The sequence below is a fragment of the Streptomyces sp. NPDC006339 genome (genome assembly GCF_040612775.1).
Taxonomy (GTDB): domain Bacteria; phylum Actinomycetota; class Actinomycetes; order Streptomycetales; family Streptomycetaceae; genus Streptomyces.
Genome location: NZ_JBEXQW010000002.1, coordinates 187184 through 200894, shown reverse-complemented (window position 1 = coordinate 200894; position 13711 = coordinate 187184). Strand labels below are relative to the sequence as shown.

General features: G+C 72.9%; 12 protein-coding genes. 2 read left to right on the top strand and 10 right to left on the bottom strand.

Features of this window, described 5'->3' with window-relative positions; genetic code table 11:
- Positions 1-9 precede the first annotated feature (9 nt).
- The 6 genes from alr to ABZ135_RS02485 all read right to left on the bottom strand — a co-directional run bounded on the left by alr (position 10) and on the right by ABZ135_RS02485 (position 7202).
- The gene (gene alr / locus ABZ135_RS02510) at positions 10-1158 is read right to left on the bottom strand and encodes an alanine racemase (RefSeq protein ID WP_356690958.1); all 1149 of its coding nucleotides are present in this window, start codon (positions 1156-1158) and stop codon (positions 10-12) included.
- Positions 1159-1179: 21 nt separating this feature from the next.
- A complete protein-coding gene (locus tag ABZ135_RS02505) occupies positions 1180-2046 on the bottom strand; it encodes a L,D-transpeptidase family protein (RefSeq protein WP_356690956.1) in 867 nt (288 codons plus the stop codon).
- Positions 2047-2671: 625 nt separating this feature from the next.
- Positions 2672-4117 carry an NAD(P)H-hydrate dehydratase gene (locus ABZ135_RS02500; RefSeq protein WP_356690954.1) on the bottom strand — a complete coding sequence of 482 codons (1446 nt, stop codon included), beginning with the start codon at positions 4115-4117 and terminating at the stop codon, positions 2672-2674.
- A 71-nt stretch (positions 4118-4188) separates the two neighbouring features.
- A complete protein-coding gene (locus ABZ135_RS02495; RefSeq protein ID WP_356690952.1) occupies positions 4189-4557 on the bottom strand; it encodes a holo-ACP synthase in 369 nt (122 codons plus the stop codon).
- An 8-nt stretch (positions 4558-4565) separates the two neighbouring features.
- On the bottom strand, positions 4566-6413 hold the full coding sequence (glmS, locus tag ABZ135_RS02490) for a glutamine--fructose-6-phosphate transaminase (isomerizing) (RefSeq protein ID WP_356690950.1): 1848 nt from the start codon (positions 6411-6413) through the stop codon (positions 4566-4568).
- A gap of 39 nt (positions 6414-6452) precedes the next feature.
- Complete coding sequence (locus tag ABZ135_RS02485; protein ID WP_356690948.1) at positions 6453-7202, bottom strand: hypothetical protein; 750 nt, start codon at positions 7200-7202, stop codon at positions 6453-6455.
- 111 nt (positions 7203-7313) lie between these two features.
- Here ABZ135_RS02485 and coaA point away from each other — a divergent pair, with 111 nt between their 5' ends.
- The gene (coaA, locus tag ABZ135_RS02480) at positions 7314-8309 is read left to right on the top strand and encodes a type I pantothenate kinase (protein WP_352079975.1); all 996 of its coding nucleotides are present in this window, start codon (positions 7314-7316) and stop codon (positions 8307-8309) included.
- An 18-nt stretch (positions 8310-8327) separates the two neighbouring features.
- On the top strand, positions 8328-9278 hold the full coding sequence (locus ABZ135_RS02475) for a DUF389 domain-containing protein (protein WP_356690946.1): 951 nt from the start codon (positions 8328-8330) through the stop codon (positions 9276-9278).
- Positions 9279-9346: 68 nt separating this feature from the next.
- Here ABZ135_RS02475 and glmM read toward each other — a convergent pair whose 3' ends face one another.
- The 4 genes from glmM to ABZ135_RS02455 all read right to left on the bottom strand — a co-directional run bounded on the left by glmM (position 9347) and on the right by ABZ135_RS02455 (position 13703).
- On the bottom strand, positions 9347-10714 hold the full coding sequence (glmM, locus tag ABZ135_RS02470; protein WP_356690944.1) for a phosphoglucosamine mutase: 1368 nt from the start codon (positions 10712-10714) through the stop codon (positions 9347-9349).
- Between the two features lie 128 nt (positions 10715-10842).
- Complete coding sequence (gene rpsI, locus ABZ135_RS02465; RefSeq protein WP_128985116.1) at positions 10843-11355, bottom strand: 30S ribosomal protein S9; 513 nt, start codon at positions 11353-11355, stop codon at positions 10843-10845.
- A 44-nt stretch (positions 11356-11399) separates the two neighbouring features.
- On the bottom strand, positions 11400-11843 hold the full coding sequence (rplM, locus tag ABZ135_RS02460) for a 50S ribosomal protein L13 (protein WP_031076703.1): 444 nt from the start codon (positions 11841-11843) through the stop codon (positions 11400-11402).
- A gap of 237 nt (positions 11844-12080) precedes the next feature.
- On the bottom strand, positions 12081-13703 hold the full coding sequence (locus ABZ135_RS02455; RefSeq protein WP_356690942.1) for an ATP-binding cassette domain-containing protein: 1623 nt from the start codon (positions 13701-13703) through the stop codon (positions 12081-12083).
- Between the last annotated feature and the right edge of the window lie 8 nt (positions 13704-13711).

Here is a 13711-nt window from a genome sequence, read left to right as displayed (position 1 = left end):
CCGCCCCTCTCACTCCCCCACGTAGACGCGCGGGACGCGCGCGCCGATCCGCGTGACGATCTCGTACGCGATGGTGTCGGCGGCCTCCGCCCAGTCCTGCGCGGTCGGCTCGCCCCGGTCGCCGGGCCCGAAGAGCACCGCCTCGCTGCCGGGCTCCGGCGTGTCGCCGCCGAGGTCGACGACGAACTGGTCCATGGCGACCCGCCCGGCCACCGTACGGATCCGGTCGCCGACGAGGACGGGCCCGCGCCCCGAGGCGTGCCGGGGGACGCCGTCCGCGTAACCGAGGGGGATCAGGCCGAGGGTCGTCTCGCCCGGGGTGGTGTAGTGATGCCCGTACGAGACGCCGTGGCCGCCCGGCACGTGCTTGACCAGGGCGACGCTCCCCTTCAGCGACATCACCGGCCGCAGCCCCAGCTCGGCGGAGGTGCCGACCGCCGGGTCGGGCGACACGCCGTACAGGGCGATGCCGGGCCGGACCAGGTCGAAGTGGGCCTCGGGCAGGGTGAGCGTGGCCGGGGAGTTGGCGATGTGCCGCACCTCCGGCTCGACGCCGGCCTTCTCCGCGTGGTCGAGCATGGTGCGGAAGACGTCGAGCTGGCCGGCGATGGACGGATGCCCCGGCTCGTCCGCGCAGGCGAGGTGCGACCACAGGCCGGTGATCTTCACCAGCCCCTGTGCCTCGGCCTCGAGGGCCGCGGTGACCAGCTCGGGCCAGTCGGCGGGCTGGCAGCCGTTGCGCCCGAGGCCGGTGTCGGCCTTGAGCTGGATCCTGGCCCGCCGCCCGGTGAGCCGCGCCGCCTCGACGACCTCCTCCAGCGCCCACATGCCGCTGACGGACATGTCGAGCCCGGCCTCGATGCCCTCGGCCCACGGGTCGCCCGGCGTCCACAGCCAGCACATGATCCGCGCCTCGGTCAGCCCGGCGGCCCGCAGCGCGAGCGCCTCGTGCGGGGTGGCCGTGCCGAGCCAGGTCGCCCCCGCCTCCAGGGCGGCGCGGGCACAGCGCACGGCACCGTGGCCGTACGCGTCGGCCTTGACCACGGCCATGACCTGGACGTGGGGGGCGACGCGGGCGCGCAGCGCGCGGACGTTCGCACGCAGCGCGCCGAGGTCGATCTCGGCGCGGGCTCGTCGGGGCTGTGGTGTCTGAGTCATCGCGCCCCAGTCTCTCAGGTCTCAGCTTTCGGGCCGCTTACCCCAGATGTAGACCCGGTCACCCTTGCGCAGCACGTCCCACAGCTTCTTGGCGTTCGCGTACGACAGGTTCACGCAGCCGCGGCTGCCGACAGGGGTGGCGATCTGTCCGTAGACGCCGTGGAATGCCTGGCCGCCGTCGAAGAACTGGGCGAAGGGCATCGGGGTGTCGTAGATCGTCGACCAGTGGTCCTTGTTCCGCCAGTAGATGGAGTGCCATCCGGTGCGGGTGCGGTATCCGGGGCGCCCGCTGCGGATGTTCACCACCGCGTACGTCACGCGGGTGCCCTTCTGCACCCACATCAGCTCCCGGTCGAGGTCGACGCACGCGACGACGTACGAGCGGACCGGGCACCGGCCGGCGGCGTTGGGGTTCGGGCGGGCGGCGAGGAGCTCGGCCCGGGACCAGGTGACGGGGCCGGCGTAGCCGTTGGCGGGCTTGATGCCCTGTTTGGTCTGGAAGGCGCGGATGGCCTCGCAGTCGGCGCGGGACTGCTTGCCGTCGACCTTGAGTTTCAACAGCCGCTCGACGCGGCGCTGGTGGGGGCCGGTCTTGGCGGTGCAGGCGGCGGCGAGGGCGCTGCGCGGCAGGTACTCCACGAGCTCCTCGACCTCGCCGGTGGGGGCGGGCACGGGTACGGGTACGGGCTCGCCGTGGTCCGCCCGGTCGGGCGGCAGGACCTGGTCGGGTGTGTCCATCGGGTACTCGGCGCGGCCGGCGCCGGGGACGCCGGGCACGAGGGGTTCGGCGGGGTCGGGGGTGGCGGCGAGGGCGGGGGCGGGGCCGGGGAGGGCGAGGAGGGTCAGGGCGAGCAGCGCGACGGCGCTGGAGCGGCATGTTCTGATCACGCGCCCCATCCCACGCCGCCCGGCCCGGCCCCGCCCGCCCAACCCCACCGGCGGAGCAACCGTTTCCCTCAAGCGGCCCACTCGCTCCTAGGCGCCGAGCCCCCGCGCCGGGCCCCGCCCCAGGCCCTCCGTGCGGCCTGCGGCCCGCCCCGTGTGGGCAATCGTCCCGCTTGGGGGTCCCCCCAGGGCGAAGCCCTAGGGGGAGGGACGGGTGGGCACACGGGACGGCGCCCAAAGCGGGCACGTTCCGTGCGGCCTGCGGCCCGCGCCCGTGTGGGCATTCGTCCCGCTGGGGCGGGACGGGTGGGCACACGGGACGGCGCCCCTTGCGGGCGCGTTCCGCACCTGCACCTACCCGCACCACAACGGGGCCGCACTCGTGGTGCGGGTCAAAGCACCAGGAGCCTAGGCCCGGCAAGGGGCGCCGTTCCGTTGTGCCCACCCGTTCCGCCCCAGCGGAACGAATGCCCACAACGGAGTGGGGCGGTAAGGCACCGCCCCGGCGGGACCAAGGCCCTGGCGCACAGCGCCGGGGGAACGGGCGGGCACCGCCCCGGCGGGGCCAAAGCCATGGCGCGCAGCGCCGGGGGAACGGGCGGGCGCCGGCCCGGTCGGGGCCGGGGGGTCAGGTGGTGGTGTCGTGCCAGGCGGCCGGGAGGGCGCGGGCCACGTCCGTGGCGGTGATCGGGGCGCGGGCGTCGGACGCCCGGCGGGCCGCGAGGCCGTGGAGGTAGGCGGCGGCGGACCCGGCGTCGAGCGCCGGCAGGCCCGCCGCGAGGAGGGAGCCGGCGAGGCCGGAGAGGACGTCGCCGCTGCCGGCCGTGGCCAGCCAGGCCGTCCCCGTCGGGTTCACCCGGACCGGCCCCGCCCCGCCCGCCCCGCACACCAGCGTCGTCGAGCCCTTCAGGAGCACCGTCGCGCCGAAGCGGCCCGCCAGTTCGCGGACCGCCGCGAGCCGCCCCGCCTCCACGTCCTCCCGGGACGCCCCGAGGAGCGCGGCCGCCTCGCCCGCGTGCGGGGTGAGCAGCGTGGGGGCGGTGCGCGCCTTGACGGCCTCCGGGGAGAGGTCCCGCAGACCGTCCGCGTCGACCAGGACCGGCACGTCCGAGGCGAGGACCTCCGCCACACCCGGCCCGTCGCCGAGGCCCGGCCCGACCACCCACGCCTGGACGCGGCCGGCCTTCGCCGGCGGCCCCGCGTGCACCAGGGTCTCGGGGTGCGCGGCGACGACCGCGTCGCCCGCGGGACCGACGTACCGTACGGCGCCCGCCCCGCCCCGCAGCGCCCCCTCGACGGCGAGGACGGCGGCGCCGGGGTAGCGGGCGGAACCGGCGACGACACCGACGACACCGCGCCGGTACTTGTCGCTCTCGGCGCCCGGCACCGGCAGCAGTCGCGCCACGTCCTCGTGCTGGAGCGCCTCCAGGTCCGGCACCGAGGGCAGCGTGGCGCCCAGCCCGATGTCGACGAGCCGCAGGGCTCCGGCGTACTCCCGCGCCGGGTCCACGAGCAGGCCCGGCTTGTACGCGCCGAAGGTGATGGTGGCGTCGGCCCGCAGGGCCTCTCCCGCGACCTCGCCGGTGTCGGCGTCGACACCGCTCGGCAGGTCGACGGCGACGACGACGGCGTCGGAGCCGCGCGCGGCCCGGGCGACGGGCACGGCGTCGGGCCGCAGCCCGCCCCGCCCGCCGATGCCGGTGATCCCGTCGAGGACGAGATCGGCGCGGGCGAGCACGTCGTACGGATCGTCGTGCGGGCCGACCACCCGCCCGCCGGCGGCCCGCAGCGCCGCGAGTCCGCCCTCGTGGACCCGCGCGCCGAGCGGCACGGCCGTGACCCCGGCCCCGCGCCGGGCGAGCCGGGCACCGGCGTGGAGCGCGTCGCCGCCGTTGTCGCCGGACCCGACGAGGAGGACGACCCGCGCCCCGTACACCCGCCCCCGCCCGAGCAGCGAGACGCACGCGGCGGCGAGCCCTGCCGCGGCCCGCTGCATCAGCGCGCCCTCGGGAAGGCGGGCCATCAGTTCGGCCTCTGCGGCCCGTACGGTCTCCACGCGATAAGCGGTACGCATGGCCAGCAGTCTGCCGCAGTCCCCCGGCGCCCGCGCGGAGGTCGCCGCCCCCCGGTCCCCTCAGCCCCGCCTCACCCCTCCGCGATCACCACCGCCGACGCCACCCCCGCGTCGTGGCTCAAGGACACGTGCCAGTTCCGTACGCCCAGTTCGGCGGCCCGGGCCGCGACCGTGCCCCGGACGCGCAGGCGGGGCTGCCCGCTGTCCTCCACGTACACCTCGGCGTCCGTCCAGTGCAGGCCGCCCGGCGCGCCCAGGGCCTTGGCCAGGGCCTCCTTGGCGGCGAAACGGACCGCCAGGGAGGCGGGGCCGCGCCGTTCGCCGCTCGGCAGGAGCACCTCGCGTTCCACGAAGAGACGGCGGATCAGTCCCGGCGTCCGCTCCAGCGACGCGGCGAACCGGTCGATCTCCGCCACGTCGATCCCCACCCCGATGATCATCTGTTCACTCACTCCACCGTCACGGACTTGGCCAGGTTGCGCGGCTGGTCGACCTCGTTGCCCCGTGCCGTCGCCAGTTCGCAGGCGAACACCTGGAGCGGCACGGTGGAGACCAGCGGCTGGAGCAGCGTAGGCGTGGCGGGGATGGGGATGAGGTGGTCGGCGTACGGGACGACGGCCTCGTCGCCCTCCTCCGCGATGACGATCGTCCGCGCTCCCCGGGCCCGGATCTCCTGGATGTTGGAGACGATCTTGTCGTGGAGGACGGAACGGCCCCGGGGCGAGGGCACCACCACGACGACCGGCAGGTCGTCCTCGATGAGGGCGATCGGCCCGTGCTTGAGCTCGCCGGCGGCGAAGCCCTCGGCGTGCATGTACGCCAGTTCCTTGAGCTTCAGCGCGCCTTCCAGGGCGACCGGGTAGCCCACGTGCCGCCCGAGGAAGAGCACGGTGTCCTTGTCGGCGAGCGTGCGGGCGAGGGCGCGCACCGGCTCCATGGTGGCGAGGACCCGCTCCACCTCGTCGGCGATCCTGGCCAGCTCGCGGACGACGGCGTGGATCTCGTCGCCCCACTTGGTGCCGCGGACCTGCCCGAGGTAGAGGGCGAGCAGGTAGCAGGCGACGAGCTGGGTCAGGAACGCCTTGGTGGAGGCGACGGCGACCTCGGGTCCGGCGTGCGTGTAGAGCACGGCGTCGGACTCCCTCGGGATGGTCGAGCCGTTGGTGTTGCAGACGGCGAGGACCTTGGCGCCCTGCTCGCGGGCGTGCCGCAGCGCCATCAGGGTGTCCATGGTCTCGCCGGACTGGGAGATGGCGATGACCAGGGTGCGCTGGCCGAGGATGGGGTCGCGGTAGCGGAACTCGCTGGCCAGCTCGACCTCGCAGGGGATGCGGGTCCAGTGCTCGATGGCGTATTTGGCGATCAGTCCGGCGTGGAAGGCGGTGCCGCAGGCGATGATGACGATCTTGTCGGCCTCGCGGAGCACGCTGTCGGGGATGCGCACCTCGTCGAGGCGGAGGTGCCCGTCGGCGTCGATCCGGCCGAGGAGGGTGTCGGCGACCGCCTTGGGCTGCTCGGCGATCTCCTTGAGCATGAAGGAGGCGTAGCCGCCCTTCTCGGCGGCGGAGGCGTCCCAGTCGACGGGGTAGGCCCGGACGTCGGCGGGGGCGCCGTCGAAGTCGGTGACGGTGACGCTCTCGCGGGTGAGCTCGACGACCTGGTCCTGGCCGAGCTCGATGGCCGAGCGGGTGTGGGCGATGAAGGCGGAGACGTCGGAGGCGAGGAAGTTCTCGCCCTCGCCGACGCCGACCACGAGGGGCGAGTTGCGGCGGGCGCCGACGACGACGTCCGGCTGGTCGGCGTGGACGGCGACGAGGGTGAACGCCCCGTCGAGCCGCCGGCAGACCAGCCGCATGGACTCGGCGAGGTCGCCGACGGAGGAGAACTCCTCGGCGAGCAGATGGGCCACGACCTCGGTGTCCGTCTGGGACAGCAGGTCGTGGCCCCGCTCGGCAAGCTCCGCGCGCAGGGCGGCGAAGTTCTCGATGATGCCGTTGTGGACGACGGCGACGCGGCCCGCGTTGTCGAGGTGCGGATGCGCGTTGGTGTCGGTGGGGCCGCCGTGGGTGGCCCACCGGGTGTGCCCGAGGCCGGTGGACCCGCTCGGCAGCGGGCGGCCCACCAGCTCCTTCTCCAGGTTGACCAGCTTCCCGGCCTTCTTCGCCGCGGCCAGTCCCCCGTCGGAGAGCACCGCGACTCCGGCCGAGTCGTAGCCGCGGTACTCGAGCCGCTTGAGGCCGGCGATCACCACATCGAGCGCCGACTGTCCGCCGACGTATCCCACGATTCCGCACATGGCGGCAGCCTACGGCGCGACGGCCGCCCGGAGCCGGACTCAGCGCAGCTTGGCCGCCTGCGCGTCGACCACGGCCTTGGGGAGCTCCTTGACCTCGCCCGCGAGGCTGATGGTGCCGAAGCCGGCGAGGTTGTTGCCCTTGCGGAGGACGACGAGCTTGCTGACGAACGGCTCGCCGTCCATGTCGCTGGTGACGGTCCAGGCCAGGGCCTCGTCACCGGCGGTCAGGGTCTCCGGGGCCACCTTGGTGACCTTCGTCTTCTCGCCGCCGGCGTGGAGGGTGAAGCCTGCGGCGCAGTCGGTCCCGGCGGTCTTGAGGGAGGCGAGGGCCTGCTGGGCGCCCTCACCGGCGTACGAACCGAGGGTGACCGTGGTCGTCGGCGCCTTGAGCGCCCCGATGACGTCATCGGGGGACGCGGCCTTCTTCTGCTTGACCTCGACCGCCTGGACCTGCGCGCTGGCGCCGGGGGTGCCGGGCGCGACACCGGACAGGAGCTCGGCGAGCGGCTCGCAGGCGGGCTTGTCGGCGCTGACGTCACCGGGGTTGAGGATGCCCGCGTCCTTGGCCTTCTGCACCTTGTGCGTCTTGAGGTCGGCCTGCGTCACCAGCAGCTTCTCCAGCTCGGCGGCGGTCAGCGCCTTCACGTCGGGCTTGGCGGCGGCGGAGGCGGACGCGTCGGCCTTGCCGGTGTCCTCGGTCTTCTTCTCCTCGCCGCCGCAGGCGGTCAGGAGCAGGGCCAGCGAGGCGGCGGCGGTCGCGGCGGTCACGGTACGTACAGTCATGCGCATGACCGCATGATCAGGGTCCGGGCAGGTGCCCGACAAGCCGATTCCCACGTGACCCAGCCCACGGGCTCCGGGGACCCACGATCGGCCCGCACCCACGACAATGGCGGGGTGATCACTTCGCCGCCACGAAGCCCCAACGGAAACGGCGCCGGCCCCCGACGGGCCGCCGAGCCGACGCCGTACGTCGATCTCACGCGGGCCGAGTGGAGCGCACTGCGCGACAAGACGCCCCTGCCGCTGACCGCCGACGAGGTCGAGCAGCTCCGCGGCCTCGGGGACGTCATCGACCTCGACGAGGTGCGGGACATCTATCTGCCGCTGTCGCGGCTGCTCAACCTGTACGTGCAGGCCACCAGCGGGCTGCGCGGCGCGCTCAACACCTTCCTCGGGGAGCGGGGCGAGCAGCGTGGCACCCCGTTCGTCATAGGGGTGGCCGGCTCGGTCGCCGTCGGCAAGTCGACCGTGGCCCGACTGCTCGAAGCCCTCCTCGCCCGCTGGCCCGAGCACCCGCGGGTGGAGCGCGTGACCACCGACGGGTTCCTCTACCCGATGGAGGAGCTGAAGGCGCGCGGGCTGATGTCCCGCAAGGGCTTCCCCGAGTCCTACGACCGCCGGGCCCTGACCCGCTTCGTCGCGGACGTCAAGGCGGGCAAGGACGAGGTCACCGCGCCCGTCTACTCCCACCTGATCTACGACCGGGTCCCGGACGAGCGGCTCGTCGTGCGCCGCCCCGACATCCTCATCGTGGAGGGCCTGAACGTCCTCCAGCCGGCCCTGCCCGGCAAGGACGGCCGCACCCGGGTCGGTCTGGCCGACTACTTCGACTTCTCCGTGTACGTGGACGCCCGGCCCGAGGACATCGAGGTCTGGTACCTCAACCGCTTCCGCAAGCTGCGCGAGACCGCCTTCCAGGACCCGTCCTCGTACTTCCGGCGCTGGACCCAGGTCTCCGAGGAGGAGGCCCTGGACTACGCCCGCACGATGTGGCGGACCGTCAACAAGGTCAACCTCCTGGAGAACGTGGCCCCGACGCGCGGGCGGGCGACGCTCGTGGTCCGCAAGGGACCGGACCACAAGGTGCAGCGGCTGAGCCTGCGCAAGCTCTGAGCTCCGTAAGCTCGGAGGATGCTGCATCTACGACTGATCGTCCCGCCCGACCGCACCGAGGCGGCCGTCGACCTCATCGAGCGGACGGTCGGCACGACGCACGTGGTGGTGCTGCGGGGCGCCGCCCGCGAGCCGAGCGGTGACCTCGTGCTGTGCGACGTGGCCCGCGAGGCCGGGCAGGAACTCCTGCACGGGATGCGGGAGCTGAAGATCGACCAGGACGGTTCGATCGCCGTCGAGGACATCGATCTGTCGCTGTCGGAGCGGGCCGCGAAGGCCGAGAAGGAGGCGCCCGGAGAGGCCGCGGACGCGGTGATCTGGGAGCAGTTGACCGACGCCACCCACGAGGAGTCGACGCTCAGCGCCACCTACAGCGCCTTCATGATCCTGGCGACGATGATCGCGGCCTGCGGTGTCGTCCTCGACAACGCGATCCTCATCGTGGGCGCGATGGCGGTGGGCCCGGAGTTCGGCCCCCTCGCCGGCGTCTGCACGGGGATCGTGCGGCGCGCCCCGAGGCTGGTGCTGCGCTCGCTGATCGCGCTGCTCGTCGGCTTCGCGGCGGCGATCGCCGCGACGACCGTGTTCAGCCTGTGCATGGACGGGCTCGATCTGTTCAGCCGCGATCTGCTGGACGGCGAGCGCCCCAACACCGGTTTCATCTGGCAGCCGGACCCGTTCTCGTTCGTCGTCGCCCTGCTGGCGGGCGCGGCCGGCACGCTCTCGCTGACCTCGACCAAGTCCGGTGCGCTGATCGGCGTCGCGATCTCGGTGACCACGGTCCCGGCCGCCGCGAACGCGGCCGTGGCCCTCTCCTACGGCGAGTTCGGTCAGATGTGGGGCTCGACCGAGCAGTTGCTGCTCAACCTGCTGGGCATCATCCTCGCCGGCACCGTGACCCTCCTCGCCCAGAAGCTGCTGTGGCGCACCCAGCGCGGCCGGTGGCTGCGGAGCAGGCGCAAGGCGTGAGAACGCCGTCGGCCCCCTTCCGGAGCGGAAGGGGGCCGACGGGTGTCGTCCCACGGGCCGAGGGAGTGTCAGCCGGTCTGGCCGAGCGTCGACTTCACGACGTCGGCGAGCCGCCCGGCCACCGACCGGGCCTGCTCGATGTCGGCCGCCTCGACCATGACCCGCACCAGCGGCTCGGTGCCCGAGGGGCGCAGCAGCACGCGGCCCGTGGAGCCCAGCTCGCGCTCGGCCTCGGCGACGGCGTGGGCCAGCTCGGCGCAGGTGCCGACCCGGCTCTTGTCCACGTCCGGCACGTTGACCAGGACCTGCGGCAGGCGCTCCATGACCGAGGCGAGCTCGGCGAGGGACTTGCCGGTCGCGGCGACCCGGGCGGCCAGCATCAGGCCGGTCAGGGTGCCGTCGCCGGTGGTGGCGTGGTCCAGGACGATGACGTGGCCGGACTGCTCGCCGCCGAGGGCGTAGCCGTGCTCCTTCATCGACTCCAGGACATAGCGGTCGCCGACCGCGGTCTGCACCAGCGAGAGCCCCTCGCGCTCCATCGCCAGCTTGAAGCCGAGGTTCGACATGACGGTGGCGACGACCGTGTCGCCGCGCAGCGTCCCGGCCTCGCGCATGGCGAGGGCCAGCACCGCGAGGATCTGGTCGCCGTCGACCTCCTCGCCCCGGTGGTCCACGGCCAGGCAGCGGTCGGCGTCGCCGTCGTGGGCGATGCCGAAGTCGGCGCCGTGCTCGACGACGGCGGCCTTCAGCAGGTCGAGGTGGGTGGAGCCGCAGCCGTCGTTGATGTTGAGACCGTCGGGCTGGGCGCCGATGGTGACGACCTGGGCGCCGGCCCGGGCGAACGCCTCGGGCGAGACGCGGGCGGCGGCGCCGTGGGCCTCGTCGAGAACGATCTTCAGCCCGTCGAGCCGGTTGGGGAGGACGGCGATCAGATGGGCGACGTACTTGTCGAAGCCCTCGTCGTAGTCGCGGACCCGGCCCACGCCCGCGCCGGTGGGGCGGTCCCAGGGGGCGCCGGTGCGGTGCTCCTCGTAGACGGCCTCGATGCGGTCCTCCAGCTCGTCGGCGAGCTTGTGGCCGCCGCGGGCGAAGAACTTGATCCCGTTGTCGGGCATGGCGTTGTGGGAGGCGGACAGCATCACGCCGAGGTCGGCGCCGAGCGCGCCGGTGAGGTACGCCACGGCCGGGGTCGGCAGCACGCCGACCCGCAGCACGTCCACGCCGGCGCTGGCGAGGCCCGCCACCACGGCGGCCTCCAGGAACTCTCCCGAGGCGCGCGGGTCGCGGCCCACCACGGCGGTCGGCCGATGGCCCTCGAAGGTGCCCGCCTCGGCGAGCACGTGCGCGGCCGCGACCGACAGACCGAGCGCCAGCTCCGCCGTCAGGTCGGCGTTGGCCACGCCGCGTACCCCGTCCGTGCCGAAGAGTCGTCCCACAGGTGTCCTCCATTGCGATCCCCGGACGTCACCAGCGACGCCCGCCACCGGCCCCTGAAAGGGGCGCGCCCCGGCGGCACAGAGAATGTGCCGCCGGGGCGTACCTTACGAACAGACCGAGCAGGCGATTAACGCTTGCTGTACTGCGGGGCCTTGCGGGCCTTCTTGAGACCGGCCTTCTTGCGCTCGACCGCACGGTCGTCGCGGGAGAGGAAGCCGGCCTTCTTCAGCGGGCCGCGGTTGTTCTCCACGTCCGCCTCGTTGAGGGCGCGGGCCACGCCGAGGCGCAGGGCGCCGGCCTGGCCGGAGACGCCGCCACCCGCGATGCGGGCGATGACGTCGTAGCGGTTGTCGAGCTCGAGCACCTTGAAGGGCTCGTTGACTTCCTGCTGGTGCACCTTGTTCGGGAAGTAATCCTCGAGGGTGCGACCGTTGATCTTCCACTTGCCGGTGCCCGGAACGATCCGGACGCGGGCGATGGCGTTCTTGCGACGGCCCAGGCCGGCGGCCGGCTGCGGGTCGCCGAAGCGGGACGCGAGCGACTCGGAGGTGTAGTCGCCCTCGACGATCTCGGTCTCGGTGGTGTACTCCTCGACGCCCTCGAACTCGTCGACGGGGGTCTCGGGGGTGGTCTCGGCCACGATGCTCCTCAGATTTCTTTCGTTCTTAGGGGGTGTGGCCGGAACTACTGCGCGACCTGGGTGATCTCGAACGGGACCGGCTGCTGCGCAGCGTGCGGGTGGTTCTCACCCGCGTAGACCTTCAGCTTCGAGAGCATCTGACGGCCCAGGGAGTTCTTGGGGATCATGCCCTTGATGGCCTTCTCGACGGCCTTCTCGGGGTTCTTGTCCAGCAGCTCGTCGTAACGGACGGAGCGCAGACCACCCGGGTAGCCAGAGTGGCGGTAGGCCATCTTCTGGGTCTTCTTGTTGCCGGACAGGTGGACCTTGTCAGCGTTGATGATGATGACGAAGTCGCCCATGTCCATGTGCGGCGCGTAGACGGGCTTGTGCTTGCCTCGCAGGAGGTTCGCAGCCGTCGTCGCCAGACGACCCAGGACGACGTCCTGAGCGTCGATGATGTGCCACTGGCGAGTCACATCGCCAGGCTTGGGGCTGTACGTACGCACTTCGTAGCCTTCGCTTCTTCAGTGGATGGAGTCCAGACACACCTGAAGCGATCATGCAGCTGGGGCCCACACTGCCGGGACGCCGCCCGTATGCGAGCCACTGGTAACTGCTCCAGGGAACCTGCGTAGGGCCCCTTCGCGTGAGAACGACGAAGCCAATACGCATAACAAACGGCTACGGTACCCGCGCCACCCCCGGCGGGTCAAAACGCCGGAAGGCCCCAGCTCACCGCCAGCTCACCGCGCCCGCTCCACCCGCCGCTCGTCCCAGACCGGCTCGCTCGTCTCCCGGACCACGCCGTCCGAGCCGAAGACGAGGTAGCGGTCGAAGCTCTTCGCGAACCAGCGGTCGTGGGTCACGGCGAGGACCGTGCCCTCGTAGGACTCCAGGCCGTCCTGGAGGGCCTCCGCCGACTCCAGGTCCAGGTTGTCCGTCGGCTCGTCCAGGAGGAGGGCCGTCGTGCCGGCCAGCTCCAGGAGCAGGATCTGGAAGCGGGCCTGCTGGCCGCCGGAGAGCTTCTCGAAGGGCTGGTCGCCTTGGCGCTCCAGCTCGTAGCGCCGCAGCACCGACATCGCCCCGCCCCGGTCCTTGGCGTGCTCGGTCCACAGGATGTCGACCAGCGTGCGGCCGAAGAGCTCGGGATGGGCGTGGGTCTGCGCGAAGTGGCCCGGCACCACCCGGGCGCCCAGCTTCCACGTGCCCGTGTGGGCCACGCTCTCGTCGCCGGCCAGCAGCCGCAGGAAGTGCGACTTCCCGGAGCCGTTCGAGCCGAGGACGGCGACCCGCTCCCCGTAGAAGATCTCCAGGGAGAACGGCTTCATCAGGCCGGTGAGCTCCAGGTTCTCCACGGTGACCGCCCGCACCCCGGTCCGGCCGCCGCGCAGCCGCATCCGGATGTCCTGCTCGCGCGGCGGCTCCGGCGGCGGGCCGGCCTCCTCGAACTTCCGCAGCCGGGTCTGCGCCGCCGCGTACCGGGAGGCCATCTCATGGCTGACCGCCGCCGCCTGCCGCAGCGTGACCACCAGCTTCTTGAGCTGGGCGTGCTTCTCCTCCCAGCGCCGCTTCAGCTCCTCGAAGCGGGCGAACCGCTCCCGCCGCGCCTCGTGGAAGGTGTCGAAGCCCCCGCCGTGCACCCACACGTCCGAGCCGGCCGGACCCGGCTCCACGGCCACGATCTTCTGCGCCGCCCGGGCGAGCAGCTCCCGGTCGTGGGAGATGAACAGCACCGTCTTGCGGGTCTCCCGCAGCCGCTCCTCCAGCCACCGCTTGCCCGGCACGTCCAGATAGTTGTCCGGCTCGTCGAGCAGCAGCACCTCGTCGTTCCCGCGCAGCAGGTACTCCAGGACCAGCCGCTTCTGCTCGCCGCCGCTGAGCGTGCGCACCTGCCGGAACTGCGCCTTGTCGTACGGCACGCCCATCGCGGCCGTCGTGCACATGTCCCACAGGGTCTCGAACTCGTACCCCTGCACCTCGGCCCAGTCGCTCAGCGCCTGCGCGTACGCCATCTGCGCGGCCTCGTCGTCGACCGTCATGATCCGGTGCTCGGCCTCGTCGACCGCCTGCGCGGCCGCGCGGATGCGGTCGGGGGCGACCGAGACCAGCAGGTCGCGGACGGTGGACTCGTCCCGCACGGAGCCCACGAACTGCGGCATCACGCCGAGACCGCCGCTGACGGTGACGGTGCCGCCGTGCGGCTGGAGCTCCCCCGAGATCAGCCGGAGCAGGGTCGTCTTGCCCGCCCCGTTCGCGCCGACCAGGGCGACGACGGCGCCCTCGCCGACCCGGAAGGAGGCGTCGCCCAGGAGCACCCTCCCGTCGGGCAGGTAGTACTCGAGGTGCGCGGCTTCGACATGTCCCATGCGGGGCA